The organism is Halomonas sediminis, assembly GCF_044871105.1.
GTDB classification, from domain to species: domain Bacteria; phylum Pseudomonadota; class Gammaproteobacteria; order Pseudomonadales; family Halomonadaceae; genus Vreelandella; species Vreelandella zhuhanensis.
Genome location: NZ_CP085246.1, coordinates 1,769,556 through 1,795,845, shown reverse-complemented (window position 1 = coordinate 1,795,845; position 26,290 = coordinate 1,769,556). Strand labels below are relative to the sequence as shown.

At 56.3% G+C, this 26,290-nt stretch carries 26 protein-coding genes; 15 read left to right on the top strand and 11 right to left on the bottom strand.

The genetic code is table 11. The features are described from left to right. The first annotated feature begins 20 nt into the window (after positions 1-20). From LG290_RS08610 to yidD, 3 genes are all read left to right on the top strand, one after another. A complete protein-coding gene (locus tag LG290_RS08610; protein WP_160418561.1) occupies positions 21-476 on the top strand; it encodes a transcriptional repressor in 456 nt (151 codons plus the stop codon). Continuing rightward, positions 473-940, top strand: coding sequence for a phosphoribosyl-AMP cyclohydrolase (gene hisI, locus LG290_RS08605; protein WP_160418560.1), 468 nt, complete (start codon positions 473-475; stop codon positions 938-940). Before LG290_RS08610 ends, hisI begins: the two co-directional genes overlap by 4 nt. Positions 941-1,005: 65 nt before the next feature. Continuing rightward, the gene (yidD, locus tag LG290_RS08600; protein WP_499837064.1) at positions 1,006-1,251 is read left to right on the top strand and encodes a membrane protein insertion efficiency factor YidD; all 246 of its coding nucleotides are present in this window, start codon (positions 1,006-1,008) and stop codon (positions 1,249-1,251) included. Between the two features lie 17 nt (positions 1,252-1,268). Here the strand turns inward: yidD and LG290_RS08595 are convergent, their stop codons facing one another. Both LG290_RS08595 and LG290_RS08590 read right to left on the bottom strand, forming a co-directional pair. Further along, positions 1,269-1,688: a SufE family protein gene (locus tag LG290_RS08595; protein ID WP_499834485.1), complete on the bottom strand. Its 420-nt coding sequence runs from the start codon at positions 1,686-1,688 to the stop codon at positions 1,269-1,271. A gap of 88 nt (positions 1,689-1,776) precedes the next feature. Next, positions 1,777-2,928 (bottom strand): tyrosine-type recombinase/integrase, encoded by a 1,152-nt coding sequence (locus LG290_RS08590; protein WP_499834483.1) that lies wholly within the window; start codon positions 2,926-2,928, stop codon positions 1,777-1,779. A 197-nt stretch (positions 2,929-3,125) separates the two neighbouring features. Between LG290_RS08590 and LG290_RS08585 the strand changes: the two genes are divergently transcribed. Beyond that, complete coding sequence (locus LG290_RS08585) at positions 3,126-4,193, top strand: DNA-binding protein (RefSeq protein WP_499834482.1); 1,068 nt, start codon at positions 3,126-3,128, stop codon at positions 4,191-4,193. Positions 4,194-4,254: 61 nt separating this feature from the next. Here the strand turns inward: LG290_RS08585 and nfuA are convergent, their stop codons facing one another. Continuing rightward, the gene (gene nfuA, locus LG290_RS08580) at positions 4,255-4,860 is read right to left on the bottom strand and encodes a Fe-S biogenesis protein NfuA (RefSeq protein WP_114486712.1); all 606 of its coding nucleotides are present in this window, start codon (positions 4,858-4,860) and stop codon (positions 4,255-4,257) included. Positions 4,861-5,147: 287 nt separating this feature from the next. Here nfuA and metH point away from each other — a divergent pair, with 287 nt between their 5' ends. The 4 genes from metH (at position 5,148) to LG290_RS08560 (ending at position 12,473) form a co-directional block, all read left to right on the top strand. Next, on the top strand, positions 5,148-8,843 hold the full coding sequence (gene metH / locus LG290_RS08575; RefSeq protein WP_499834481.1) for a methionine synthase: 3,696 nt from the start codon (positions 5,148-5,150) through the stop codon (positions 8,841-8,843). A gap of 2 nt (positions 8,844-8,845) precedes the next feature. Then, positions 8,846-10,201: an MATE family efflux transporter gene (locus LG290_RS08570; protein WP_499834480.1), complete on the top strand. Its 1,356-nt coding sequence runs from the start codon at positions 8,846-8,848 to the stop codon at positions 10,199-10,201. A 114-nt stretch (positions 10,202-10,315) separates the two neighbouring features. After that, the gene (locus tag LG290_RS08565) at positions 10,316-11,968 is read left to right on the top strand and encodes a nitrite/sulfite reductase (RefSeq protein WP_499834479.1); all 1,653 of its coding nucleotides are present in this window, start codon (positions 10,316-10,318) and stop codon (positions 11,966-11,968) included. Further along, positions 11,961-12,473, top strand: coding sequence for a DUF934 domain-containing protein (locus LG290_RS08560; protein WP_499834478.1), 513 nt, complete (start codon positions 11,961-11,963; stop codon positions 12,471-12,473). The genes LG290_RS08565 and LG290_RS08560 overlap by 8 nt, the downstream gene beginning before the upstream one ends. 32 nt (positions 12,474-12,505) lie before the next feature. Here LG290_RS08560 and smrA read toward each other — a convergent pair whose 3' ends face one another. After that, positions 12,506-13,096: a DNA endonuclease SmrA gene (smrA, locus tag LG290_RS08555; RefSeq protein WP_499834477.1), complete on the bottom strand. Its 591-nt coding sequence runs from the start codon at positions 13,094-13,096 to the stop codon at positions 12,506-12,508. 262 nt (positions 13,097-13,358) lie between these two features. Between smrA and LG290_RS08550 the strand changes: the two genes are divergently transcribed. The 6 genes from LG290_RS08550 (at position 13,359) to pdxH (ending at position 16,713) form a co-directional block, all read left to right on the top strand. Further along, a complete protein-coding gene (locus LG290_RS08550) occupies positions 13,359-13,811 on the top strand; it encodes a gamma-glutamylcyclotransferase family protein (protein WP_499834476.1) in 453 nt (150 codons plus the stop codon). Between the two features lie 91 nt (positions 13,812-13,902). Beyond that, a complete protein-coding gene (gene wrbA / locus LG290_RS08545) occupies positions 13,903-14,526 on the top strand; it encodes an NAD(P)H:quinone oxidoreductase (protein ID WP_499834475.1) in 624 nt (207 codons plus the stop codon). Next, entirely contained in the window at positions 14,523-14,918 is a 396-nt protein-coding gene (locus tag LG290_RS08540; protein ID WP_499834473.1) for a DUF2069 domain-containing protein, read from the top strand. Before wrbA ends, LG290_RS08540 begins: the two co-directional genes overlap by 4 nt. A 16-nt stretch (positions 14,919-14,934) precedes the next feature. Next, positions 14,935-15,633 carry an AzlC family ABC transporter permease gene (locus tag LG290_RS08535; protein WP_499834472.1) on the top strand — a complete coding sequence of 233 codons (699 nt, stop codon included), beginning with the start codon at positions 14,935-14,937 and terminating at the stop codon, positions 15,631-15,633. Continuing rightward, positions 15,617-15,970: a branched-chain amino acid transporter permease gene (locus LG290_RS08530; RefSeq protein WP_499834471.1), complete on the top strand. Its 354-nt coding sequence runs from the start codon at positions 15,617-15,619 to the stop codon at positions 15,968-15,970. The genes LG290_RS08535 and LG290_RS08530 overlap by 17 nt, the downstream gene beginning before the upstream one ends. Positions 15,971-16,068: 98 nt before the next feature. After that, positions 16,069-16,713: a pyridoxamine 5'-phosphate oxidase gene (gene pdxH / locus LG290_RS08525; RefSeq protein ID WP_160418547.1), complete on the top strand. Its 645-nt coding sequence runs from the start codon at positions 16,069-16,071 to the stop codon at positions 16,711-16,713. A gap of 20 nt (positions 16,714-16,733) precedes the next feature. Here pdxH and LG290_RS08520 read toward each other — a convergent pair whose 3' ends face one another. Continuing rightward, complete coding sequence (locus tag LG290_RS08520) at positions 16,734-19,481, bottom strand: bifunctional acetate--CoA ligase family protein/GNAT family N-acetyltransferase (protein ID WP_499834470.1); 2,748 nt, start codon at positions 19,479-19,481, stop codon at positions 16,734-16,736. A gap of 104 nt (positions 19,482-19,585) precedes the next feature. On the opposite strand from LG290_RS08520, the gene LG290_RS08515 reads away from it, so the two are divergent. Then, positions 19,586-20,542 carry a histone deacetylase family protein gene (locus LG290_RS08515; protein ID WP_499834469.1) on the top strand — a complete coding sequence of 319 codons (957 nt, stop codon included), beginning with the start codon at positions 19,586-19,588 and terminating at the stop codon, positions 20,540-20,542. A 51-nt stretch (positions 20,543-20,593) separates the two neighbouring features. On the opposite strand, the gene hypE is transcribed toward LG290_RS08515, so the two are convergent. From hypE to LG290_RS08485, 6 genes are read right to left on the bottom strand one after another with little or no spacing between them, the layout of a single operon-like run. Then, a complete protein-coding gene (hypE, locus tag LG290_RS08510; RefSeq protein ID WP_499834468.1) occupies positions 20,594-21,607 on the bottom strand; it encodes a hydrogenase expression/formation protein HypE in 1,014 nt (337 codons plus the stop codon). After that, on the bottom strand, positions 21,594-23,840 hold the full coding sequence (gene hypF / locus LG290_RS08505) for a carbamoyltransferase HypF (protein ID WP_499834467.1): 2,247 nt from the start codon (positions 23,838-23,840) through the stop codon (positions 21,594-21,596). The genes hypE and hypF overlap by 14 nt, the downstream gene beginning before the upstream one ends. Then, on the bottom strand, positions 23,828-24,943 hold the full coding sequence (gene hypD, locus LG290_RS08500) for a hydrogenase formation protein HypD (protein ID WP_499834466.1): 1,116 nt from the start codon (positions 24,941-24,943) through the stop codon (positions 23,828-23,830). The genes hypF and hypD overlap by 13 nt, the downstream gene beginning before the upstream one ends. Then, positions 24,940-25,692, bottom strand: coding sequence for a hydrogenase nickel incorporation protein HypB (gene hypB, locus LG290_RS08495; protein WP_499834465.1), 753 nt, complete (start codon positions 25,690-25,692; stop codon positions 24,940-24,942). Before hypB ends, hypD begins: the two co-directional genes overlap by 4 nt. Positions 25,693-25,708: 16 nt before the next feature. Beyond that, positions 25,709-26,080, bottom strand: a complete 372-nt coding sequence (hypA, locus tag LG290_RS08490; protein ID WP_499834464.1) for a hydrogenase maturation nickel metallochaperone HypA — start codon at positions 26,078-26,080, stop codon at positions 25,709-25,711. Then, positions 26,073-26,285: a HypC/HybG/HupF family hydrogenase formation chaperone gene (locus LG290_RS08485; protein WP_499834463.1), complete on the bottom strand. Its 213-nt coding sequence runs from the start codon at positions 26,283-26,285 to the stop codon at positions 26,073-26,075. The genes hypA and LG290_RS08485 overlap by 8 nt, the downstream gene beginning before the upstream one ends. Positions 26,286-26,290 lie beyond the last annotated feature (5 nt).

Genomic DNA, 26,290 nt, shown 5'->3' with positions numbered 1-26,290 from the left:
TCTTCTTGAGTGAGTGACCCATGCCGCATGCCCCAACCCTGCTCAAGCAGGCGGAACACCAATGTCAGGAACGCGGGGTTCGGTTTACCCCGATGCGCCGCCGTGTGCTCGAGCTTATCGCCGAAAATGGCGGTGGACTCAAGGCTTATGACCTTCTCGACCAGTTGACCACCGAACATGCTGCGGCGCGCCCGCCTACGGTATATCGCGCTCTCGAGTTTCTGATCGGGCAAGGGCTTGTGCACCGCATTGAGTCACAGAATGCTTACGTGGCCTGCGCCTGCCCCGAGCATGCTCATGGTTTTCAGTTTCTCATCTGTCGGTTTTGTGGCCATGTCGAAGAGCTGCACTTGGATGACGTTACCCGAAAACTAAGTAAGCACGCCACAAGCCAAGGCTTTCGTGTGGAGCGTCAAACCATAGAGCTTCTGGGCCTTTGCGAAGCCTGCATCCCTACCACGAGCGAGCCTTTATGAGCCAAACTAATGACTCCCAAAACCTGTTCAAGCAATTGGAAGGTGCTGAACAAGGCCACCAACTGGCATTGACCGAGCTGCTCGATGCAGTGCGCTTCAATGCCGACGGCCTATTGCCGGCCATTGCCCAACAGCATGACAGTGGCGAAGTGCTGATGATGGCCTGGATGAATCAGGAAGCGCTCAAGGAAACCTTGCATACCGGGCGGGTGTGCTACTACTCGCGTTCACGAGGTAAATTGTGGCGCAAGGGAGAGTCCTCAGGACAGCAACAACATTTGAAAAGTGCCGCCCTGGATTGTGACGGCGACACCCTGCTGCTCCAGGTAGAACAAACTGGGCCGGCCTGTCATAGCGGTCGGCGCAGTTGTTTTTATGTGGCGCTGGAGCCGGGATCGCAGCGTGCGCGCATCACCAGCACGCCGTTGATCGCCCCGGCCGAGCTGTACGCCAAGGGGCGCTGATGTTTTGTCTGTCACGCTGGGTTCATGTGGTAGCGCATTTTCTGGCTCGCCTGGCAAGCGGGATTATGATTGCGCTGCTCAAGGTCTACCAGTATGTAATCAGCCCCCTGCTGGGTCCACGTTGTCGCTTCTGGCCGAGCTGTTCTAACTACGCGGTAGAAGCGATCCAGGTTCATGGGCCGCTGAAAGGCGCGTGGCTGGCCATCAAGCGGATCGTCAAGTGCAACCCTGCTCATTCGGGTGGCATGGACCCGGTACCCGGCGGCCCCAGTGAAGTTCTTTGTCGAGAAGACCCGGAATGTTCGCCTTGAGCCGATATTGTGTCGGCTTACTGCTTGCCCGCTACCTGAAAGATCCGCTGCAACATGGCATGCAGGCCGTTGCTACGCGTCGGTGACAGGTGGTTATCCAGCCCTAGGTCAGCGAGAAAATGCGGCTCGGTATTACGGATCTCTTCCGCTGGGCGATCGTTGTAAATGCGCAGCAGTACGGCAATCAAGCCGGACACAATCGCCGCATCGGAGGTCGCCTCGAAATGCAAACGCTCGCCATCGACCTCATGATGCATCCAGACATTGGACTGGCAGCCCTTGATTTTATGCTCGTCGGTTTTCCAGGTGTCGGGGAAATCCGGTAATTGCTTGCCCATATCAATAATGTACTGATAACGATCCATCCAGTTATCGAATATCTCGAATTCTTCAACCAGCTCTTGCTGGGCCTGTTCGGCGGTTAACTCTGCGCTCATGATACCTCCTCAATAAACTGCCTCTATTATACCTTTTGCACCCCGTCACGTCTGTCCTCCCTGCTCACAAGACCCTACTCACGAGACTTTACTCATGAGACAAGGTATGGCTGGTCAACTGACGGTGCCATTCCTCATCCTCGGTATGCAGATAGCGCGCCGTGGTATCCAGGCGTGAATGACGCGCGCTTTCCGCCAGGTAGCGAAGTTCCACTCCCGACTGAGCCTGATGGGTGATAGCGGTGTGGCGCAACCAATGGGGAGTCGCTCGCCTTAATGCCTCTATATGGCGACGCTCACCCTCGGCATCTTCAAGCGCCTGGGCCGCCTGTTGAAAGGTGGCTCGAATCACACGATAAAGCTGATTTTCCCCCACCTCACGCCTTCCATCCAAGGCGCGCAACAGCGGTGTGTCATCGTCGTGCTCGGGGAACGGCGCCAAGCCGAGTGCTGCGCGCCAATGCTTCAAGAAGTACAGCATGTCATCCGGCACAGGAATGCGGGCGGTCTTAGCCCCCTTTCCAACCACGTGCCACCACCAGCGCCCTTCTGTTCGCTGGAAATCCTGCATGCGAGCGTTGGCCATTTCGCTTATACGCGGGGCAAGCAGGTAGGCAAAGCCGAACAGAAATACCCGTCGAGCTTGTTGGTAGCGTTCGCGCGGCGTCGCCTGTTCTAACAAAGGCTCATTCAGCCATTGCCACAACCATTGCCACAGCTCGCGCTCCAGGTAGCGCTCGATACCGGGCGCCTGATTGTTCAGGCGGCGTGATTTGTCGCGCATCAAGCGAAAGGGATTGTGAGCCAACCACCCTGCTTCCACCAGCCAGCTGAACAGACCCTGCAGAATAACCAGGCTCTGGCGTCGGCTGGCCGCCCCCAGCGAGCCTCGAAAAGGCCGCCATTCGGGGTGCTGGCGTGGCCTTGAAGGCCCCACCCATTGCGAGCGGGGCTGAGGGTCGCTGAGAAACCCTTCGAAGTGCGACAAGACCTCTCGATTCATGTCCGCAAGCACCATGTTCTGAGCATGTAGCCACAACAGCAAGCGCTCCGCTTCACGCCGATAACTGCGCAGGGTCTGCGGGCTGGCGCGGTACTCCTCCAGCCACTGGATGACCGCCTCGGTATCACTGGCCGCGCGGATATGCAGGTTAGACGGTTGGCTCGGCAATGCGGACGGTGCCGACGATCGGGGCGCTGGTTGCGGAAATTCAGGTAATACCAAGGGAAATTCAGCCATGACAGCACTCGTTGAATTCAACTTGCCTAGTTTGGCCTGTAGTGGCTAAAAACTCAAGATAAGGCGGGTAATCTTGAATTTATTAGCTATTTCATAAATAAAATTACGTATTATGTTTTACGTAATTATTGCCTATTTTGAGCAAAAGCCCGAAAATAGCCTTCATTCATATCAGGATTAACAAGGAGCTCAGCCGCATGGCACGCAACGGCATTCAATATCCCGATGTACAAGAAGCCATCGATACCCTGCTTGTACGCGGAGACACCCCAAGCGTGCAGCGCATCCGCGAAGTATTGGGCACCGGCAGTTTCACCACTATCAGCGAGCATTTGCGCCACTGGCGCAGCGAACGAGAACTGAATCGTGATGTGCCGCCGCCCAAGGGAGTGCCGGAGGTCATTGTGGAGCTGGCCACCGGGATGTGGCGCGAAGCACAGCAGACGGCCAATGACACCCTTGCCCACTATCGGGAAGATGCCAATCAGCAGGTGGAAAAGGCCCAGCAACAGGCACAGGAAGCTAGCCGACAAGCAGCCGATGCCGAGCAGCGCGAGCGCGCCCTGGCGGAACATCTGCGCCATACCGAACAGCGCCTTGAAGAGCTGAGTAGCGAACTTGCGCAAAGTGAAACCCAGCGTCGCCAGGAACAAACCAAAGCGGAGGCGGATAAACGCAAGCTCGCCGCCCTTGCCCGGCAACGAGACGAAGCGTTCCAGAAACTTGAACACCAGGCAGAGCAACACCGCCGGATTCAAACGGTGCAACAGCAGGAATACCAGCAACGCCTGGAGCAGGAGGAAAAACGCCATGAAGCGGCGGAAGCGCGATTGATGGGCTTGCTGGATACCAATCGCCAGGAACAGCTCAGCGCACAAAAAAGCTACCAGGCACGCTACCAGCAGCTTGAACAGCGAGCGTCTTCCTTGCAGGCAGCCCTATCTCAACAACAGGCTCAGCAACAAGCCGCCATGAACGAAGAGCAAACTCAGCACCGTGAGGCACGTCTGGCGCTTGCTCGTCAGGAGGAAAAGCACGGTGCTCTGCTGCGTGAAAACCAGCAACTCGCTACACAGCTGGAATCTCAGGCATGCGAACTCGAGGCACGGGAAAAGCGCCTGACGGCAATTGAAGAGCGGTGGGAAGCCAAACTCTGGCATAGCCTGGAAGGCCTGCAAGCAAGAATGGAGGAAAGGACTCTGGAAAAGAGTACGGGCGAGAAAAATTCAGAGGAGGAAAACGGCCCGGAAAATAAATTTACTTAGAAATAAAGTCACTTAGACATGAACAGAGCCCTGCCGATGCAGAGCCCTGAGAATAAAACGTTTAACGGTAGTAGGCGTTCGTGGTGTCGGTGTGGTCGGTAACATCACGGATGCCACCCAGTTCAGGGATGCGTTCCATCAGGGTTTTCTCGACCCCATCTTTCAAGGTGAGATCCACAGCGGCGCAGCCCTGGCAACCCCCGCCAAACGCCAGAATGGCGTGCTTGTCTTCGGTGAGTTCGACCAGCTTGATTTCGCCACCATGGGAGGCAAGCCCCGGGTTGATCTCGCTGTAGAGGATATAGTTGACGCGATCCTCCAGCGGGCTATCGGCGTTGACCTTGGGCATCTTGGCGTTAGGCGCCTTGATGGTCAGCTGGCCGCCCATGCGGTCGGCATTGAAGTCGACCACTGCATCCTCGAGAAACGCCAGGCTGTTCTTGTCGAGAAACACATTGAGCTTTTCCAGCGTCAGCTGCTCATCGGTCGGCTCTTCCTCGCCGGGCCGACAATAGGCCAGGCAGGTTTCCGCATAAGGCGTACCCGGCTGGGTAATGAAGATGCGCACGGCAATGCCTTCGACGCTCTGTTTCTCCAGCAGCTCTGCCAGATACTCCTGGGCACTGTCGGTGATGTTGATTTCGTTGCGTTCTGTAGTGGTGCTCATGAGGTATTGTTCCTCCCCGTGTCAGTGGCGATGCCACTTCACATGACATTAATGCCCCTATGGTAAGCAAAACTGAGGGCTGACACAATCCTGAGTAATTTAGTAGACTATTCTTTTGCTGTTTTATTGCATTTTTTGCAGCCGGAACATCGAGCCTCGCCGGATAGACCTGCCCCCGCGTAGCGGGCTTTGCTATCATGAGCGCTGCTCGAACGTATGAAGATGTTAAACGACGAATTAAAAAAGCCCTTTGATGTTCCCTTTCATGCTGGAGATCTACCCTCACCATGGCTGCTAGTGCTCTGACTGCTTCTCTGACCCAACGCCTCGCTCAACGCATCCTGATCCTGGATGGCGGCATGGGCACCATGCTGCAGAACGCTCAGCTCGACGAAGCTGATTTCCGCGGTGAGCGCTTCCAGGACTGGCCATCGGATCTCAAGGGTAATAATGATCTCTTGGCGCTGACATGCCCCGGCCTGGTCCGCGAGATACATCGCGACTACCTCGAAGCCGGTGCCGACATCATTGAAACCAACACCTTCAACAGCACCCAGCTGTCTCAATCCGATTACGGCATGGAAGCGTTGGTGGTGGAGCTCAATCGCGAGTCGGCGCGCCTGGCCCGCCAGGTGTGCGATGACGTCGCCGCAGAGACCGGCATTCCCCGTTATGTCGCCGGGGTGCTGGGACCCACCTCTCGCACCGCCTCGCTCTCGCCGGATGTCAACGACCCGGCCAAGCGTAACGTTACTTTCGACGAGTTGCGCGAGAATTATTACCAGGCCGCCGAAGCACTGATCGACGGTGGCTCCGATTTGATAATGATCGAGACCATTTTCGATACGCTCAACGCCAAGGCAGCCATCTACGCCCTTGAAGAGCTGTTTGAGGATCGCGGCGAACGCTTGCCGGTCATGATTTCCGGCACCATCACCGATGCCTCCGGGCGTACCCTTTCGGGTCAGACCACCGAAGCGTTTTGGAACTCGGTGCGTCATGCGCGGCCGTTGTCGGTTGGTTTGAACTGCGCCTTGGGCGCTGAAGAGCTGCGCCCTTACCTCGAAGAGCTTTCCGTCAAGGCCGACACCTTCGTCTCGGCGCACCCCAATGCCGGTCTGCCCAACGAATTCGGCGAATACGACCAGACGCCAGAGGAGATGGCCGAGATCGTTGCCGAATTCGCCTCGAGCGGCTTGGTCAATATCATTGGCGGTTGTTGTGGCAGTACCCCTGAACACATTCGGGCGATTGCCGAAGCGGTGAAGGAAATGCCACCCCGTGAGGTGCCCCAACGTCCGCGTGCCTGCCGCCTCTCAGGCCTTGAGCCGTTCAATATTCAAGCCGACTCGCTGTTCGTCAATGTCGGCGAGCGCACCAATGTCACCGGCTCGGCGCGTTTCAAACGCTTGATCGTCGAAGAAGATTTCACCACGGCGCTGGAAGTCGCCCTGGAACAGGTCGAGAACGGCGCCCAGGTGATCGACATCAACATGGACGAGGGCATGCTCGAGTCCCAGGAAGCCATGGTGCGCTTTTTGAACCTGATCGCCGGTGAACCGGATATTTGCCGGGTGCCGATCATGATCGATTCCTCCAAGTGGGAGATCATCGAAGCTGGTCTGAAGTGCGTTCAGGGCAAGGCGGTGGTCAACTCCATCTCGATGAAGGAAGGCGAAGCCGCCTTTCGCGAACAGGCCACCAAATGTCGCCGCTTCGGCGCTGCGATCATCGTCATGGCTTTCGACGAACAGGGTCAGGCCGACACCTTCGCACGCAAGACCGAGATCTGTGAGCGTGCCTATCGCCTGCTGGTCGACGAGATCGGCTTCCCACCGGAAGACATCATTTTCGACCCCAACATCTTCGCCATCGGTACCGGGATCGAGGAGCACAACAACTACGCGGTGGACTTCATCGAAGCCACTCAATGGATTCGCGAAAACCTGCCTCACGCCATGATCTCGGGTGGCGTCTCCAATGTGTCGTTTTCGTTTCGTGGCAATAATGCGGTGCGCGAAGCGATCCACTCGGTATTTCTCTACTACGCCATCCGTGCCGGCCTGACCATGGGCATCGTCAACGCCGGTCAACTGGCGGTATATGACGACCTGCCCAGCGAATTACGCGAGGCGGTCGAGGATGTGGTGCTCAACCGGCGTGAGGACAGCACCGAACGCTTGCTGGACCTCGCCGAGAAGTACAAGGGCGACGGCAGCGGCGGTCCCAAGAAGGAAGACCTGGAGTGGCGCTCCTGGGACGTCGACAAGCGTATTCAACACGCCCTGGTCAAAGGCATCACCGTTTATATTGAAGAAGACACCGAAGAGGCTCGTGCCCGCGCACCCCGCCCCATCGAGGTCATCGAAGGGCCGTTGATGGACGGTATGAACGTGGTGGGCGACCTGTTCGGCGACGGCAAGATGTTTCTGCCCCAGGTGGTCAAGTCGGCGCGGGTGATGAAACAGGCCGTTGCCTACCTGATTCCCTATATCGAGGCGGAAAAGAGCGGCGAGACCCAGGCCAAGGGCAAGATCGTCATGGCCACGGTCAAGGGAGACGTCCACGACATCGGCAAGAACATCGTCGGCGTGGTACTTCAGTGCAACAACTACGAAGTGATCGATCTCGGCGTGATGGTGCCCACCGAGAAGATTCTTCAGACGGCAAAAGCCGTCAATGCCGATATCATCGGACTTTCCGGCCTGATCACCCCGTCGCTCGATGAAATGGTGCATGTGGCCAAGGAAATGCAGCGTCAGGGATTCGAGTTGCCCTTGCTGATTGGCGGTGCGACCACCTCCAAAGCGCATACGGCGGTGAAGATCGCCCCGCAATACGACCAGCTGGTGATCTACGTCACCGATGCCTCGCGTGCGGTGGGTGTGGCCAGTCGCCTGTTGGCGCCGAATCTCAAGCAAGCCTACGTCGACGAGATTAGCGAAGACTATGCCAAGGTCCGGGAGCGTAACGCCAAGCGTCGTCCCAAGGCGGCGGATCTGGATTACGCCCAGGCTTGCAAGCGGCGCTTTCGTACCGATTGGGCGAACTACACCCCACCGGCGCCCAAGATGACTGGGCTGAAGGTATTCGAAGGCTATCCGCTGGATGAATTGGTCGAGCGCATTGACTGGACGCCGTTTTTCATGAGCTGGCAGCTGGCGGGCAAATACCCCAAGATATTGAATGATGAAAAGGTCGGCGAGGCGGCACGCAACCTTTTCGACGACGCCCAGCAGATGCTGAAGAAACTGCTCGACGAAAATCTGATCCAGGCGCGTGGCGTCATCGGGTTGTGGCGGGCCAATAGCGTGGATGACGATATCATCGAGGTATATGCCGACGAGTCACGTAGCGAGATCATCGAGCGCCTCCATCACATTCGTCAGCAGACCACCAAGGGGCGGGACGGCATCTGCTACAGCCTGGCGGACTTCGTCGCACCCAAGGCCAGCGGCAAGCCGGACTGGATCGGGGCCTTTGCGGTCACCACCGGCCATGGTGTCGATGAATTGGCCAAGTCCTATGAAGCCGCCGGTGACGACTATAACGCCATCATGGTGCAGGCACTTACCGATCGCCTGGCCGAAGCCTTTGCAGAGCGCATGCACGAACGGGTACGCAAGGAATACTGGGGCTATGTCCCCGAAGAAGCGCTGGATAACGATGCCCTGATCAGTGAGAAATACCAGGGCATCCGCCCCGCTCCCGGTTACCCCGCCTGTCCGGATCACACCGAAAAAGCAGCGCTGTTCCGTTTGCTCGACGCCGAACGCAACACCGGCCTTGCGCTTACCGAAAACTTTGCCATGTGGCCGGCGGCGGCGGTATCGGGCTGGTATTTCTCACATCCGCAATCGAAGTATTTTTCCACCGGCAAGATCACCCGCGACCAAGTCGAGGTGTTGGCTGGACGCAAAGGCATGACAATGGAGGAGCTGGAGCGCTGGCTGTCACCGGTACTCTCCTACGATCCGAGTTGACCGTGCTGCCTGCCGCCGCCCGCCATCGCAGGATCATCCGCCTGGCCATGCCGATCATTATCGGCATGCTCTCTCAAAGTGTGCTCAATCTTGTCGACGCCGCCCTGGTGGGGTCATTGGGAGAAGTGGCGCTGGCAGGCGTGGGCGTCGGCGGATACGCCATGTTCATGGTTACTGCCCTGGTGTTCGGCTTGTCTTCCGGCGTGCAATCCCAGACCGCTCAACGTTTCGGGGCGAATAGCCAGAGTGCTGATCAACGTGATGCTCGCGCCCTGCCTCTCAGTGCCGGTTTGCTGTTAGCGGCGGGCATGGCACTGCCGCTGACCATTCTGGGCATATGGCAGGCACAGGCGTTGCTGGGGTTGATCAATCAAACGCCCGAGGTTCAGGCGATAGCGGTGGAGTATTTTCGCTGGCGGATGCTTTCCTTGATCGCGATCGCCATGACATTGTGCTTTCGCGGTTACTGGAATGGCGTGCAGCAAACCGGCGTCTACCTGCGCATCATCATTGTGGTGCATGCTTTCAATGTGCTTGCCAGTATCGGGCTGATCTTCGGCCATGCCGGTTTACCCGAGATGGGAGCGGCAGGTGCTGGCGCCGGTACTACTCTTTCCTTACTGCTGGGACTTATCTTGTGGGTTCGGGTAAGTTCGCGTGGCGCTCGCCAGGATGGCTTTCTTTCGAACTTACCCTCACCAGCCAGCTTAAGGAAAACGCTTTCGCTAGCCTTGCCGCATTCCTTTCAGCAGCTGTGGTTCGCAGGTGGGTATGCGGTGTTGTTCTGGTTGCTCGGGCAACTCGACACTGCAAGCGTTGCGGTGGGCCATATACTGGTGAATCTTTCTTTGCTGCTGATCCTGCCAGGCGTCGGGCTAGGCATTGCCGCCATGAGTCTGGTGGGCGAAGCCCTGGGACGCGATGCCGGGGAAGACGCTCACCGCTGGGGGTGGGATGCGCTGCGCGTTGCCTGGATGAGCCTTGCAGCGATGGCATTGCCCATGTTGCTGATCCCGGAATGGGTACTGGGGTTGTTTCTCGATTCCGCCGCGCTAATTGAAATGGGGCGCCTGCCCTTGCAGTTGACCGGCGTCATGATCGTGCTCGATGCAGCCGCCCTGGTACTGGCCCAGGCCCTTCTGGGTGCCGGCGCTCAACGCACTGTCATGCTGCTGACGTTGGGAATGCAGTGGCTGATCTTTCTGCCCTTGGCCTGGTGGGTAGGCGTTGTACTGGGCTATGGCCTGTTGGGTATCTGGTGGGTTCAGCTAGCTTATCGTGTATTGAACTCTAGCGGTTTTATATGGGCCTGGCAGAGTCAGCGATGGATGAGCAATTCTGGCCTAAAGACAAATTAGAAATAAAAAAATAATTATATATTCTTTTGTAGAATATAAACCCCGCGTTACAGTAATGGGAACCTCGATGTCCCGTTTGGACGCGATCACTTCGTTTTTGCAGGACCGTGCCTAATGTACCGTTACGACAATCACGATCAAACCTTGGTTGATGAACGCGTTGCCCAGTTTCGCGATCAGATGGCGCGTTATCGTGCCGGGCGCCTGGGTGAAGAAGAATTCCGGCCACTGCGTTTGCAAAACGGTCTGTACATTCAAAAGCATGCGCCCATGCTGCGTATTGCGATCCCCTACGGGATGTTAGCCGGTTACCAGTTGCGCGCCTTGGCCGAAATCACCCAGCGCTACGACCGTGGTTATGGTCATTTTACGACACGTCAGAATCTGCAGCTCAACTGGCCGGAACTCGACGACGTACCGGAAATTCTGGCCGACCTGGCCAAGGTGCAGATGCATGCGATCCAGACCAGCGGCAACTGCATTCGCAATACCACCAGCGACCAGTTTGCCGGCATCGCCCAGGATGAAGTGGAAGACCCGCGTCCCTGGTGTGAGCTGATTCGCCAGTGGTCGACCCTGCACCCGGAATTCGCTTATCTGCCACGCAAATTCAAGATTGCGGTGAGCGGGGCAGCGCAAGACCGTGCGGCAATCCAGGTTCACGATATCGGACTGCGCCTGTGGCATAACGCCCAAGGCGAGTTGCGCATCAAGGTACTCGCCGGTGGCGGCCTGGGTCGCACACCCATGATTGGCGATGTCGTCAAGGAAGACCTGCCCTGGCAGCACCTGCTCACTTACCTCGAAGCCTGCGTGCGGGTTTACAACCAGTTCGGCCGCCGCGACAACAAGTTTAAGGCGCGCATCAAGATTCTGGTCAAGGCGCTGGGAATCGAAGAGTTTCGCCGGCGGGTGGAAGAAGAATGGGTGCATCTCAAGGATGGTGCTCAGACGCTCAACCAGGCTGCGGTGGAAGCCGCTAAATCACATTTTCCCGAGCCGCCGCGGCGCCCGGTGGCAGAAAAAGCCATCGCCGAGTGCGTTCGCCTGCGCAGCGAAAACCGGGCCTTTGCCCGCTTCATGACCAACAACGTCACCGAGCATAAGGTGCCGGGTTACAAGGCGGTCACGCTGTCATTGAAGCGTCGGGAGCATGCCCCGGGAGATGTCACCGCCGATCAGCTGAATGCCGTGGCTGACCTGGCCGATCGTTACAGTTTCAGTGAAGTGCGTGTGACCCATGAGCAGAACCTGGTGCTCTCTGATGTCCCCGTGGATGAGCTGGAAGCCCTTTGGAAGGAACTGGAAGCATTGGGCATGGCCAACCCCACCGTCGGCACGCTCAACGACATTATCTGTTGCCCAGGTGGGGATTACTGTGGCCTGGCCAATGCCGTGTCGATACCGATCGCTCAGGCATTGCAGGAGCGTTTCGAAGACCTCGACTTCCTGTATGACCTTGGTCCGCTGGATCTCAATATCTCGGGTTGTATGAACGCCTGTGGCCACCACCACGTAGGCCATATCGGCATTCTGGGCGTCGACAAGAAAGGCGAGGAATATTACCAGATCTCGATCGGGGGTAATTCCACCGACGATGCCTCCCTTGGCAAGATTCTGGGTCCCTCGTTTTTCCGCGAAGACGTGCCGGACGTTATCGACAAGGTACTGAAAGTGTACGTCGAACAGCGTCATGAAGAAGAACGCTTCCTGGATACCTATCGCCGTATCGGCCTCAAACCGTTCAAGGAGCGTGTCTATGCCTGAATCTCTGATCCATGCACACCACCTGATTCGTCAGGGTGAGCTTGCCGACGAAAATGCCTGGGCCGTATCGTATGACCCTGAGGCGCTACCGCCCGAGCAACTTCCCGCTTTCGTGCCGCTTACCCTATGGCAGGAAAATCGTGAAGACAGCGAACTGGCTCCCTTGCTTACCAGTGATGCGGAACTGACGGCTGAGCTTGTAGCGCAACTCAAGCAAAGCCCGAGGTTGGCGGTGGATTTCCCCGCCTTTACCGATGGGCGCGGTTACACCCTAGCAAGGCTATTACGGGAACGCTTCGGCTATCAGGGGGAAATTCGCGCGGTAGGCGATGTGCTGGTCGACCAGCTGGACTACATGCGTCGCTGTGGTTTCGATGCGATGGCGCTGCGTGACGATCAGGATCCGGAAGATGCGTTACGCGCCTTGAGTGCTTTCAGCGTGCGCTATCAACCCGATGTCGAAGAGCGCACTGCGTTGTTTGAACGGCGTCTGAAAAGCCACTGAATCTTCTTAAGTCCAGACCTTCTATACCCAGCCTAACCGCGACGCTTCTGCTGGCGCTCGCGGTTATTGGCTTTAGCTCTTTCGCTTTTTTTCAGCATCACCCAAGTGGCGCCCAATCCACCTTCCGACGGCTGCGCGGACGTATACGCTTGTACTTCGTCAAATTGAGCCAACCATTTGGCGAGGTACGAGCGCAACACATTAGCAGGGCTATCGATCTCCTTGCCACGGCCATGGATGATCATCACCGAGCGCAGGTCATGGGCGTAAGCCTCCTGAATAAACGGGAAAAGTTGCCGCCTGCACTCTGTCAGCGGGCGGCGCAACAGGTGCAATTGTGCCTGGACGCTATAGCCGCCATGGCGCAAACGGTCGAGCACCTCTTGCTGAATGCCGTTACGGGAGTACTGCATGGGATCGAAGGGTGGAATAAGTTCGACAAAATCATCCGAGAGAAAATTGCTCTCAGCGTGATTTTCTTCGGCCCATTCCCGGCGAGCGAGCTGCGCCTCCGAAGGTGTGCTGTGTTTCTTGCCCGTATCGGCACGATTGCCCGAGGGCAGCGGTTTGACTTCTCCCACCAGGGCGCGAAAGTCCATGTCATCACGAAGCGGTTGGTTCATGGCGGATTCCTCCCGGCTGACGAATACTGGCATTCTAGCAAAGCCAGCGATATAGCTTAAGCGCTTCGAGGTTTAGCCTGAAAACTGCGCGCGCTTATCGACATTTCAGACATGGCCAGTTGTTCTGCGTTCCGCCAGGTTAACCCTTTCTTTCTTATGACGAGGCCCACAGAATGGGGCGAAAAGTGGATGAATGGAGGTGGGTATCAAAAACCAGCAAAGAAAAAACCACGCAATAAAAAGCGTCTGGTGGATAAATGGGTTGATAATCCTGGGTCTCGTGGCAGTGGGTGTGGCCGGCTGGCTATGGCTGTCGATGCTCAGCCCCTGGTTTTACGACCGACCGGAATCGTTGGCGCCCATCGAGAATCGGCAACATAACGTCTTTGTCTATGGCACATTGCGCTTTGCTCCGGTGCGCTGGCTGGTCATTGGCAGCACTGGCACCCCGGAACCCGCCGTATTGGAAGGTTATCGTCGCGAAGGGCTGGATTTGAAAGCGGATGACGACGCCCAGGTCGAAGGACTACGTCTGGAAGTCTCCGCTGATGAGCTGCGTCGATTGGACCGCTACGAACGCCTGGGTATTCGCTATCAGAGAGACAAACTCAAACTGGAGGACGGTACTTCGGCGTGGGTCTATCGCCGCTTTCCTGAACATGAAACCAGTGCGCTTCATCAACTCAAGTGGCCGCTAGCTCAATTGCGCTTGTGAGACGTCAGGACTGAGAGAAGTTAAGACAGAGAGAAGTTAGCACGGGAAAAAGTTACCATAGGCGAAATTTATCCAGACGCCAGGAAAGCCAATGAGCGATTCGACGCCCTACGTACTTGTTCTGTATTACTCACGCTTTGGTGCCACTGCTTCGATGGCTCGGCAGCTAGCTAAAGGAGTGGAAAGCGTATCCGGGGTTCAGGCACGTTTGCGTACCGTGCCGCCGGTATCCCCTACTTGCGAAGCGGTGGATCCAGAAATTCCCGAGGAAGGCGCGGTGTATGCCGACCTTGAAGATCTGCGCCATTGCAGCGCTCTAGCCTTGGGCAGCCCCACACGCTTCGGTAACATGGCTGCACCGCTCAAGCATTTTCTCGATACCACCAGCAATCTATGGATGAATGGAGCGCTGATCGACAAGCCGGCCGGTGCTTTTACGTCAACGTCCAGTTTGCACGGTGGGCAGGAAATCACCCTGCTCACCATGCTGGTCCCACTGCTGCATCATGGAATGGTTTACGCAGGGCTGCCCTATAGCGAAACGGCCCTGTTTACGACACAAAGTGGCGGCACGCCCTATGGCGCAACTCACCTTGCCGGGCAACGCAGTGACCGTTTGCTAGATGAGAAAGAAAATGAACTTGCCTACGCTCAAGGACGTCGTTTGGCACGCCTGGCTCTGGCTTTGGACGGCATGCGCAAGGAGGCTTCATGAGAAAGTGGCTGGATGGTCTGGAAGCCGAGCAGGGACTTGATAAATTGACCTGGCGTTCACGGCAACTAGTGCTGGGCAGTTTCGTTGCCTTGATCCTCTTGATGGTCTACCGCGGTTTTGCCGTTCAAAGCGACACAATCAATGTAGCTCCGATGCTGGTCTTTGTGTTGCCGCTGCTGCTGTTTTCACCCTCCATCATCAGTCGCCGACCACGTGGGCATGCCTGGCTGGCATTTGTCAGCTTATTGTATTTCATGCAAGGCGTCATGGTCGCCACCCTGCCCGGCCAAGGAATGCGGGGAGCGACAGAAGCCATCGTGTCGTTAGCCTTGTTCGTTGGTTGCACGGGATACGCGCGTTTTCGTAGCCGCCAACAGCGTCAGCAAAGCTGAACGCAGGAGTACTGTCTTGATAAGCCAGGCATGGCGTGAAGCGGGTCTTCAAACACTCCCGGTTATGTTCGGCTATTTGCCCTTGGGGGCGGCATTCGGGATCCTTGCCGTCGAAATGGAAATACCCTGGTACGCCGCTATGGCAATGTCATTACTGATTTATGCCGGCGCGGGCCAGTTTCTGGCTATCGCTCTGTTAGCGTCAGGTGCCGGGATGATAGAAGTTACTGTCGCCACCCTGATGCTCAACTCCCGTCACGTATTCTACGGTCTTTCCTTGCTCAAGCGCTTCCAGGGAGCTGGCTGGCGAAAACCCTATCTAATTTTCGCTCTCACCGATGAGACTTACTCTTTATTGACCAGCCAGAGCGGCTCTAATGCGACTAATCACGCCCTGGCGTTTCGGATAGGTCTACTCAATCAATTATGGTGGGTACTAGGTACTTTACTTGGGGCTGCCATCGGGTCGGCCAAGCTTTTCGATAGCCAGGGGATCGAGTTTGCCTTGACGGCATTATTCATTGTTCTCACGCTTGAACAGGCTAGACGCTTACGTCAAGCCTTGCCGTTTATAATCGCTTTGGGAACCGGCTTTGGTGCACTTTTATGGTTGCCGGAACAGCACCTATTACTAGGCGCCATCGGCTCTGCGAGTCTACTGCTTTTGGTACATTATCATTTGGCAAGCAGGAGGCCTCATGAGCATGCTAACTGACCCCTTGTGGCTATTGATCATTACCTGTGCATTGGCCACTTTCGCCACGCGAGCGTTACCCTTTGTTGCTTTTTCCGAGCAGGCAGAGCATCCGCTGGTCCTCCATCTGGGACGCTACCTTCCTCCGGCGGTGATGATGATATTGGTCATCTACGCTTTGCGTGATTTTCGTCCTTTGGTCGATTGGCAACTAAACATGGGAGAAACCGGTTTTCCCATGTTTCTAGCCGCGGGGCTTGTGGCAATATTTCACCTCTGGCGGCGTAACGCACTGCTATCCATCATGTCAGGTACCGGTGCTTACATGACGATGGTGCAACTGAGTTGGACAGTGTAGCCAGGCTGATTCCATCGAGGATAAACAACCCCGTATACTGGTTGAGCTTTACTTGCCTACAGGCGAACATGACTGAAAACGTCAAGGAGAACAAGCTGATGACTCGCAATATTGCCGATATCAGGCGTGATTATGAGGGCGGGCAACTAGAAGAAGGCAAAATGCCGCAGGATCCATTCATTCTGTTCGATGAGTGGTTTACCTTGGCGCTGGAAAGCGAGGGTCAGGATGCTAACGTCATGACGTTAGCCAGCGTAGATAGCCAAGGGAGGCCCCATGCACGAGTGGTGCTCCTCAAAGGCTTCGATGAACAGGGCGTGGTGTTTTTTACCAACTACCATAGTCACAAGGGCAGTGAACTGATGAACGTGCCCTTCGCCGCACTAACGTTCTGGTGGCCTTCGTTATCACGCCAGGTACGAATCGAGGGCAGCGTAGAGCCGATTAGTGCTGAAGAGTCGGATGAATACTTCAGCAGCCGACCACGTGCCAGCCAGTTAGGAGCCTGGATCGCCACGCAAAGCGTAGTGATTCCGGACAGGAACTGGATTGAAGAACGCCAGAAACGTTTCGAGCGTGCTTATGACGGCCAAGTCATTCCACGCCCTATCCATTGGGGTGGTTATCGTGTCGTCCCGGATATGATCGAATTCTGGCAAGGCCAACCCAGTCGGTTGCACGACCGCATACGCTACGAAAGACGCGATGCCGGCGCCTGGCACCGGTTTCGTCTCGCCCCCTGAAAACGTGATGAGCCGGATTTTCAGTCCGGCAGGCTTTCTAAGCGATGGCGTTGCCACTCGCTTTCCGGCTCATTCAACCGCATCACGGCATCGATCACCTGCTCTTCCATGTTATAGCGACAACGAAAGCCGAGATGTTTCATTAGCGCGCGCATGGGATGGTTATCCACCATGATCTTGCCGATCATTTCCAAGGTGCCGATGCTGGTGCAATAGGCGATCATTTTCTTCATCAACAGGCTGCCGATACCCAGCCCTTGAAGGTCATCGCGAATGATCACGGAAAACTCAGTACGAATATTGTCTGGATCATTCCACACCCTGACCACCCCGAGCATCTCCTTGCTGCCATCATCACGTTGATGCTCAGCAATAAATGCCATCTGGCGGTCATAATTGATGTGAGAGAGTACCGATAGATCTCGCTGAGTCAAATTCGACTTGTTGTGAAAGTAACGGAACCGGATGCTTTCTTCCGACAGCTGGCGGTGAAAATTGGTGATCAGCGGTGCATCTTCCGCCCGAATAGGCCGCGCCTCCACTTGCCAGCCATTTTTCAGTGTGACCCACTCTCTCAAGTCTTCCGGGTACGGCATGATGGCAAAGCGGGCTGGCGTGCCTAAATCCATAGCAAAATCAACTGCCAGAATACCGTCATGATTCAGCAACAGTGGATTGATCTCAAGCCCACGTAACTCTCTCAGGTCCGAAGACATCTGCGACAGCTTGACCAGCAGCTGGCATAAGCGTTCGATGTCACGCTGAGGGTCGGCGGAATGTTCACGAATCAACGACGATGCGTGAGTTCGTCCTACCATATCCGCTGCCAGGCTCATGTTGAGCGGTGGTAATGCCACTTGCCGGTCCGCCAGGATATTGACCTTGTAACCGCCAATACCAAATACAATCAGGGGGCCGAACACCGGGTCACAGGTAATGCCCGCACAGATCTGCATTGAATGCTTGCCTCGTTGCATGGGCTGCAGACAGTATTCGCGTATTTCATACTCGGGAAACTTTTCTTTCACCTTCTCGCCTAGCTGACGCACTGCATCGGCTACCTGTTCGGGGGTTTCCAGATCCTGCAATAAACCAGCGGAAATCTTGTGAGGGTGCTTGCGATAACGATAAGGACGACAATTGCCGGCATGCACTACTTTTAGCGCTTTTGGTCCGGGAAGTTTCTCCGCAGCACTTCGCCCTTCCTCCGGCGTGGCAACATAATGGCTGGGAGCCACAGGAATGCCGTAGGCTTCCAGCACCTGCGCGGTTTCCGAGTGTGTCAATGTCTGGCGACCTTGCTCTTTGGCGCGCTCGATCAATATACGACAGCGTGCCCGAATTTCCTGGCTGGTCGTAAACGTCAAGCTGGGGGGAATCTCGTGCAACAAGGCCTGAACCCGTTGATAGTCCACCATATGCATGAAGGCTTTCACGGCCTTTTCCGGAGAAATATAGGTAGGAATACCTGCCACATTACACTCGTGACGTGCCTTCAGTGCTTCTTGCAACCCCATCCAGCTGATCAATAAATTGCGCCGAAAACGCTTGCGATGGGTTATCAGCGCTTCAGCGGTGATTTTGGAAGGAGCCAAACGAGTGGGCGCGTGAACGACAAGCACCGCATCCACATTAGGATCGGCCGCCACCACTTCCAGCGTATCGACAAACAGCTCAGGGGTGGCGTTGCCGCCAAGATCAACGGGGTTTTCACCGGGCTTGCTCATGTCCACATTGCTTTCGCGCAGGGCATCGCGTGTTTCAATGCTGAACTCGGCAAGCTTCCCTCCAGCACTGATCAATTTATCAATCGCCAGCATGGCCGGCCCCAGACCGTTGGACACGACGGCCAGGCGATCACCACGTAGCGGCTTTACGCGCGACAGTGTTTCGAGTGCATCGAACAACTCGTCGGAATCATTGACACGGACCACCCCGGCACGCGAAAAAGCCGCATCGAACACCGTGTCACGATTGGCAATACCCGGCGTAGGCGCCATGCCGGAAATATCCGATTCCTGTGTACGTCCACTCTTGATCGCCACCACCAGGCGATTGCGTGAGGCATCACGCACCGCGGTCATGAAATGCTGGGCATCATTGACCCGTTCCAGATGCAGCAAGATAGCTTTGGCGGGAGAGAATTGATTGACGTAGTCGATGATATCGGGAAGCAGTACATCGACACTGTCACCCACGGTGACCAAATGGGAAAAGCCGACGCCCCTCCCTGCCGCCCAGTCGATCATGGCATTGGCCAGCATGCCTGACTGGCCCAGGTACGCCACGCGCCCGGCTTTCACAGGCTGGCTGGAGTAGGATGCATTGAGATGTTTTCCGGGAACGATCAACCCCATGCATTCAGGCCCCAGCACCCGGATGCCTGACTCGCGCGCGGCACTCAGCATGCGCGCCCGAATAGAACCTTTATTGTCGCTATCGCGATCAAGATAGGCTCCCCCGGAAAGCACTAGCGCCGCCTTGATGCCAAAATGGCCAAGCTGACTAATCAGCTTGGGAACCCCTCCGATAGGCGAGCAAACCACGGCGAGATCCGGAATTTCCGGCAGTTGAGAAACACTTTTGACACAGACGTGACCCAAGACACTGTCGTAACCTTTTAAATTGACCGCCCACACCTCTCCTTTAAAGCCACCTTCCTGTAGATTGCGTAATACCAGGCCACCAAGAGAATTAGGTTTTTCGGAGGCGCCGAACACAGCCACGGTACGTGGTTCAAAGAAATGATGTAGAAAACGGGTGCTCACGTGGATTTCTCCCTAAAATATATATGTCTATGTAAGACTTATTGCCAGTGTCGCGCAAGGGCGTATCCCGATTAAGGTGACTTTAGTCATAATGGAGCCTTTGAATGATCACCGCTTACCTTACCCACCCTGATTGCCAGCGGCATCATATGGGGCCGGAACATCCTGAAAGCCCGTTGCGTCTAGAGGCTATTCGTGCTCGTTTGTCACTTGCTGGGGTATTGCAGCAAACCATGCAGTTTGATGCCAAGGAAGCAAGTCAAGAGGCATTGGCCCGGGTTCATCCATGGCGTCATTTGCAAGCATTAGATAAATGCGTGCCTGAAGAAGGTATCGTGACGCTGGACAGCGACACCATGATGAATCCAGACAGTTTACAGGCAGCCCGCGTCGCTGCCGGTGCTGTCGTCAAAGGGGTAGACCAGGTCTTCAAACGCCAGGCGGATAACGTCTTCTGTGCCGTTCGCCCGCCGGGCCATCACGCCGAAGCGGCTGATGCCATGGGTTTCTGCTTTTATAACAATGTTGCAGTGGGCGCGGCACACGCGCGTGATAAGTATGGGGCAAGGCGGATCGCCATATTGGATTTCGATGTCCATCAATGTAATGGGACAATCGATATTTTCAAGAATGATCCGAATATTCTTATATGTACCAGCTTTCAATACCCCTTCTACCCATGGCGTTACCTGCGCAGCGAATGGCAGAACGTCGTCAACACGCCGCTTGAAGTCGGCACGGACAGTGCCGCTTTCCGGCGGATCATAGAGCGGCATTGGCTACCGGCCCTACATGCATTCAAGCCCGACCTGGTGATGATCTCGGCTGGGTTTGATGCGCACAAGGATGATCCAATGGCTGATATCTGTCTTGAAGACGAGGATTTTCACTGGATAACCCACCTGGCCATGGAAATTGCCACGCTTTATGCGGATAACCGCCTGGTATCGGTACTCGAAGGCGGCTATAACCTGGAAACGTTGGGGCGTGGAGTCGAGGCGCACCTCAAGGCCTTGCTGGGTTTACCCTATTCAGCCAATCCACCTGAAGAACCGCAGTAGAATACTGAGATTCTCTCAAAATCAGCTAGCCAATCACCCGGGAACCTACACCTAGCAAATACGCGGCAATGGATCATCTTCCAGTTCTTCCAGAATGCGCTCACCCCCATAGTCTGTCGTTAATACGACCCGGGAATGGTTCGACTGAATTTCACCGACGATGGCAGCGTGCGAACCCGCTGGCAACGCCTGCCAGCGTTTGAGTGCCGATGGGGCATCGCTCATTGAAACGATTGCCATCACGCGGCCCTCACAAGCCAAATAATAAGGGTCGTACCCTAGCAAGTCGCAGACACCACGAACCTGGTCGCTTACCGGAATTGCTTCTTGCCAGAGGTTTATCCCAAGGCCAGTAGCCCGACACAATTCATAGGCAACGGTTGCCAGTCCACCCCGCGTAGGGTCACGCATGAAGCGAATGCCATCCAGTCCTTGTAGAGCGAGCGTCAGGGGAAGAACGCTGGCGGAATCGGACAGCAAGGTACCTGACAGGCCGAACTGCTCGCGGGCCAGCATCACGGCGGTACCATGATCGCCGATAGGGCCACTCACCAGGACTTTATCTCCCGGCTGAACAAAACCCATGCCCAGGTTAGTGCCGGGGGCCAGGGTACCTATCCCTGTCGTCGCCAGATAGATACCCCCGCATTGGCCGCGGGGAAGGACTTTTGTATCACCGGCAACGACGACAACGCCAGTCGAATCCGCGGCCTGCCCCAAGCTTTTCATCAGCCTTGCCAGACGGCTTATTTCGAATCCTTCTTCGATAAACAGGTTCAATGTCAGGTAAAGCGGCACTGCACCGCTGACGGCCAAGTCGTTTATCGTGCCATGCACTGCAAGCGAGCCAATGTCACCACCGGGAAATTCAAGAGGCTGAACCGTAAAGCCATCGGTGGTTATGACCGGTAGCCCTTCAAGGGCAGGAAGCTTAGCCGCATCCAGTTGCGTATCCAGCATAGGGTTAGCCAGGGCAGGACGGATAATATCCTCAATCAACTCATGCATCAGCCGACCGCCGTTACCGTGGCATAACTCGATCAAACCCTCTTCAGAAGTCGCCATAAAGAGCCTCTATTATCTGGCCAAAAGAGATGCCGGCGTCGTTACAGGGCACCTGTTCATTGAGCCGGACCGTGAAACCCTGCTCATCGAGCAGTCCCAGGGTTTGTTCGACCAGAAGACGATTCTGGAAGACACCTCCCGCCAGTCCGATATTGATCTCACCATGCTCCGCGCGGATCCTGAGCGCCTGTTGCACCAGCGCCAAGGCCATGCTGGCCTGAAACAGGCCGGCTCGTGCAGCAGGGCTTTGCCGGCCATCCATCAGGAAAGGAATCAGCGGCGCCCAGTCCGTACGCCAGATTCTTTCAGCGTCTCGATGCAATGGCAGGGACAACGCCGGGATATCCGGATCGGCAATGGCTTCCAGCCACATCGGTGCCTGGCCCTCAAAACTCGCCATTTCCGTTAATCCAATCATGGCAGCGGCGGCATCGAAGAGACGGCCGGCAGAAGAGGTTTCATGGCAGTTAAGCCCCTTCTGCCAAGCTTCTTTGGCCATTGATGAAGTGTTCCAGTCAAAACCCGCAGTCCAGCACAGCGCCGCGGCGCTGCGCCAAGGCTCGCGGCCGACGCGGTCTCCTCCGGCAAGGCGAAAAGGCCGGAATGAGCCTGCACGACGCCATTGTCCCGGCTTGCCGAGCAGCGCTTCGCCGCCCCAGAGCGTGCCATCAGATCCCAGCCCCACACCATCCCAGGTAAATACCAGCCAGCTACCGGTATCCTCGGGCCATTCGCCCACCAGTGCCGAGGCATGCGCCTGGTGGTGCCCCACGCGTTGTAGCGCAAGCCCGCACCCCTTTGCCCAGCGCGTGCTCGCATAACCGTCGTGGGTGTCACAAATAACAGTCTCTGCCCTCACGTCATAAAGCCTCTGTAATTCCGATGCCGTGCGAGCAAAAACTGCCTGGGAACGCCGACTATCGAGATCGCCGATGTGGGGTGATATAACAACCCGGTTGTCCCAGGCCAGAGCCAGGGTATTTTTCAGGTGGGCGCCGGTAGCCAATGTGGGAGAGGAAATGGGACGCGGGAGCTGCAGTTCAAGTGGCGCAAGCCCTCTGCCTATTCGTATGGCTCGGGTTCTTGTTGCACAGGGTTCAACCACCGAGTCATCGATCGGACGCAAAATTGGCCGGTTATGATGCAAAAAGCCGTCCGCGACGTTTGCCAGCAGTGTCTCGGCCTCCTCCGGCTCGGTCACCACGGGTTCACCACTTATATTGGCGGAGGTAGTGACCAGAGCCCCGCCAACGCCCTGCAAAAGCAGTTGGTGCAACGGACTATAAGGCAACATGACGCCCAATTGACTCAGGCCGGGGGCAATGCAATCCGCCAGCCTTGATTGTCGGCGTTTGGGCAGAATTACAATAGGCCTATCCGATGCCGACAGTGCCGACAGTGCCAGTTGATCCGCGATTACGGCATCATGTACCGCGATTAAATTGTCCGCCACAGGAAACAGTACCGCGAACGGTTTGTGGGGCCTGTGTTTACGGATCCTGAGTCTTGCCACGGCGCGCTCGTTACGTGCATCAACCATCAGGTGATAGCCCCCTACCCCTTTCACGGCAATGATCAAACCGGCCCTTAACTGAGCCACGGTTTCCGCCAGTGCGGTCTCATTGCCATGAACTGCAGTGCACCCTGATTCGTTAAACCAGAGCGCAGGACCGCAGGCAACGCAGGCGAGTGGTTCGGCATGGAAGCGGCGATCATTGGGATTTTCATATTCCGCACTGCATGCGCCGCATAACTGAAATTCGCTCATGGTCGTCTGGGCGCGATCATAAGGCATGGCCTTGATGAGACTATAGCGCGGGCCGCATTCAGTACAGTTGATAAACGGATAGCGATAGCGTCTATTCGAGAAATCCTGCATTTCTTCGTAGCAACAGGCACAGACGGAATAATCCGCTGGAATATGAATGTCGGCATCGCTGACGCTACTTGCAAGGATTCGAAAGTCCGTATGAAACTCGGCAGGGATTTTTTCACGCGAAGTGATGGTTGGCCGAGCCAGCGAAGGCGCCTGCTGTTGCACTGCCGCCGCAAAAGCCTCGATGCTGCTGGCATCACCTTCGGTCAAGACCTCCACTGTGCCGGATCGGTTTCGGACAAAGCCAGTCAGTCCAAGCTCTCTGGCAAGGCGATAGATGAAAGGCCTGAATCCTACCCCCTGAACCCGACCTGTTATCAGCCAGCGGCAGGCGCCCTGCTCTTCTACTCGGGGCATATTGGCGCTTCTCTCTGGCTACGGACACCATTGGCCCACCAGATCCGGCAAGCACCTTCGTCCGACACCATGCAGGGGCCGACTGGATTTCTCGGCGTGCAGCCACGACCGTAGAGCGGGCACTGGTTGGGATAAATCTGTCCCATAACGACGTTGGCACAGGCGCAACCGGGCGGCATCTCTCCGGCACGACGCCGCGACGCCCGAGTGTGATCGGGAAAGCGATCTCGCGCATCATGTGAGACATGAACCTCCTTCAGGTTGAACCCGGAGCGTGGAAGGGTTCCGATGCCACGCCAGTTGGCGTCGACAACGTCAAAGGCGTTCTTGAGTAAGCGTTGTGCTGTGGGGTTGCCCTCCGGGAGCGCAACTTCCGCATAACAATTATCGAGAAAGGAACGGCCCTCCAAGGTTTGTCGCAGGCATGAATAAATCGCTGCAAGCAGGGATTCGGGGGTAAATCCGGCCACGGCCGCCGGCAAGGCATGACGTTGAGGAACGAACTGCCATTCCTCGGCCCCCATAATGGTGGCGACGTGGCCGGGCGCAATCAGGGCATCAAACTCACACCTTTCCGACTCAAGCAGCATTGCTACAGCGGGCCAGGTGAGCCGCCCTGAAATGAGCAGGGAAAGATTATCTGGAAGGTTCTGCCCGAGCAGCGCCGCAACCGGTGCCATGGTGGTCTCAAACCCCGCTGCAAAAAAAACGACGTCGCGCTCCGGATGTTGCCGTGCAATGGCCACCGCATCCATAGGGCTGGCAATCGGTCGAATATCGGCGCCGGCGGCCCGCGCTGCATCGAGTGAGCGTGGCTGTGTGCGAGGCAGGTTAACGGGCACCCGCAGCATGTCTCCAAACGCTACCAACAAGACCTTTTCATCAAGTGCTAATCGCATGGCTTGATAAAGATCTTCCTCGGGGCAGATACAGACGGGGCATCCCGGTCCTGGAATGATCTCGATTTTGCGCGGCAACAGGGTGCGCAGACCCGCCAGGCTTATGGATCGCTCATGCCCACCGCAAACATTCATGATCTTGAGGGTGCGATCCAGGGGTAGCCCGTGAATAAGATCCAGCCAGTGCCTGGCTTCAGCGGTCACCCTGCGCCTCCATTCTCAACCGCCATGGCTTCATCAACGGACGATCCGGCTTTTTGTGCGTGCAGCCATGCAAGCCATTCGTCGAGGCCCGCTCTGCTTCGCGCGGACAGCGATATAATGGGCGCAGGGTTGGCGAGGGCGCGAAGAAAGTTTTCAGCCCGGTCAACCCGGAAATCACCCACATAAGGGAGCAGGTCCAGTTTGCTGATGACCAGCAGGTCTGCGGTTCTGAACATGACAGGGTACTTTGCAGGCTTGTCGTCGCCCTCGGTGACTGACAGCAGGACAACATTCAGATGCTGGCCCAGATCGAAGCTTGCAGGGCAGACCAGATTGCCGACATTTTCGATAAAAAGAAGGTCAATTTGCGCCAGATCCATGCCATGGAGGGCTTTGTGCACCAGTTGGGCATCAAGGTGACAGGCACTGCCAGTGGTGATTTGAACGACCGGAATATCCAGGGCGCGGATGCGCTGGGCGTCCAGCTCGGTCTCCAGATCCCCCTCCAGAACCGCGCACCGGTAGTGCTTCTGCAACGTCCGCAGCGTGGCTTCCAGCAGTGCGGTCTTGCCTGCCCCGGGTGAAGACATCAGGTTCAGTACCAGTGTGCCGGCTGAACTGAAGTGCTCGCGATTATGGGCGGCAAGATCCTGATTCTGCTGGTGCAGGTGTTGGAATAGCGAAATGGACGCTGTTTCCTGTGGTCCGGAAATCCCCGTTGGCTTACCACAACCGCAGTCTACGCACATGATCTGCTCCTTTTAATTACGGGCACTTTATCGCGGATGGTTCGTCGAGGGTCAGCTCGACACTCTCCAGTATCAATTCGTCACCGCCGACCAATTGGGTGGAACAGCTACCGCAAGAGGTACAACAAAGCTGGTTGGGTGCCGCTCGACATGTTTTTTTGCAGCTTTTGCAATAGACCTCTATGCAGGTTGCCGTCAGGTTCAGTTTTGCTGATTCAGCGATGGTACCGGCCGCTGCCAGGGGAAAAGCGGTTTTCAGCAGTTCGGGTTCGATGCCGGATAAAGGGCCGATCTGCAGACGCACAACGGTTACGGCCACGGCCCCATGCTGTTCTGCCACCTCCAGAGTCTGGCGGAGCAGGCTCCGACAAAGGCTCAGCTCATGCATTATCGCCCCGCGCCATCTCGTCATGGAGTTCCCATGAGGTGCGGGCTTCTGCCTGGCCGATTTTCTGGATCGCATAACCCACATGCACCATGACGAAATCCCCGGGGCTCAGAGCCGCACCTTCCATCAGCATCAGGTTCACTTCACGAAGAATACCCCTGGCCTGGCAGCGGGCAACGCCGTCATCCATGGTTTCAATTTTCATTGGCA

What these genes read in the sequence shown, in the direction of transcription:
- LG290_RS08610 (WP_160418561.1), top strand. Translation starts at nt 21, where the DNA reads ATGCCGCATGCCCCAACCCTGCTCAAGCAGGCGGAACACCAATGTCAG.
- hisI (WP_160418560.1), top strand. Translation starts at nt 473, where the DNA reads ATGAGCCAAACTAATGACTCCCAAAACCTGTTCAAGCAATTGGAAGGT.
- yidD (WP_499837064.1), top strand. Translation starts at nt 1,006, where the DNA reads ATGATTGCGCTGCTCAAGGTCTACCAGTATGTAATCAGCCCCCTGCTG.
- LG290_RS08595 (WP_499834485.1), bottom strand. Translation starts at nt 1,688, where the DNA reads ATGAGCGCAGAGTTAACCGCCGAACAGGCCCAGCAAGAGCTGGTTGAA.
- LG290_RS08590 (WP_499834483.1), bottom strand. Translation starts at nt 2,928, where the DNA reads ATGGCTGAATTTCCCTTGGTATTACCTGAATTTCCGCAACCAGCGCCC.
- LG290_RS08585 (WP_499834482.1), top strand. Translation starts at nt 3,126, where the DNA reads ATGGCACGCAACGGCATTCAATATCCCGATGTACAAGAAGCCATCGAT.
- nfuA (WP_114486712.1), bottom strand. Translation starts at nt 4,860, where the DNA reads ATGAGCACCACTACAGAACGCAACGAAATCAACATCACCGACAGTGCC.
- metH (WP_499834481.1), top strand. Translation starts at nt 5,148, where the DNA reads ATGGCTGCTAGTGCTCTGACTGCTTCTCTGACCCAACGCCTCGCTCAA.
- LG290_RS08565 (WP_499834479.1), top strand. Translation starts at nt 10,316, where the DNA reads ATGTACCGTTACGACAATCACGATCAAACCTTGGTTGATGAACGCGTT.
- LG290_RS08560 (WP_499834478.1), top strand. Translation starts at nt 11,961, where the DNA reads ATGCCTGAATCTCTGATCCATGCACACCACCTGATTCGTCAGGGTGAG.
- smrA (WP_499834477.1), bottom strand. Translation starts at nt 13,096, where the DNA reads ATGAACCAACCGCTTCGTGATGACATGGACTTTCGCGCCCTGGTGGGA.
- wrbA (WP_499834475.1), top strand. Translation starts at nt 13,903, where the DNA reads ATGAGCGATTCGACGCCCTACGTACTTGTTCTGTATTACTCACGCTTT.
- LG290_RS08540 (WP_499834473.1), top strand. Translation starts at nt 14,523, where the DNA reads ATGAGAAAGTGGCTGGATGGTCTGGAAGCCGAGCAGGGACTTGATAAA.
- LG290_RS08530 (WP_499834471.1), top strand. Translation starts at nt 15,617, where the DNA reads ATGAGCATGCTAACTGACCCCTTGTGGCTATTGATCATTACCTGTGCA.
- pdxH (WP_160418547.1), top strand. Translation starts at nt 16,069, where the DNA reads ATGACTCGCAATATTGCCGATATCAGGCGTGATTATGAGGGCGGGCAA.
- LG290_RS08515 (WP_499834469.1), top strand. Translation starts at nt 19,586, where the DNA reads ATGATCACCGCTTACCTTACCCACCCTGATTGCCAGCGGCATCATATG.
- hypE (WP_499834468.1), bottom strand. Translation starts at nt 21,607, where the DNA reads ATGGCGACTTCTGAAGAGGGTTTGATCGAGTTATGCCACGGTAACGGC.
- hypF (WP_499834467.1), bottom strand. Translation starts at nt 23,840, where the DNA reads ATGCCCCGAGTAGAAGAGCAGGGCGCCTGCCGCTGGCTGATAACAGGT.
- hypB (WP_499834465.1), bottom strand. Translation starts at nt 25,692, where the DNA reads ATGTGCGTAGACTGCGGTTGTGGTAAGCCAACGGGGATTTCCGGACCA.
- hypA (WP_499834464.1), bottom strand. Translation starts at nt 26,080, where the DNA reads ATGCATGAGCTGAGCCTTTGTCGGAGCCTGCTCCGCCAGACTCTGGAG.
- LG290_RS08485 (WP_499834463.1), bottom strand. Translation starts at nt 26,285, where the DNA reads ATGAAAATTGAAACCATGGATGACGGCGTTGCCCGCTGCCAGGCCAGG.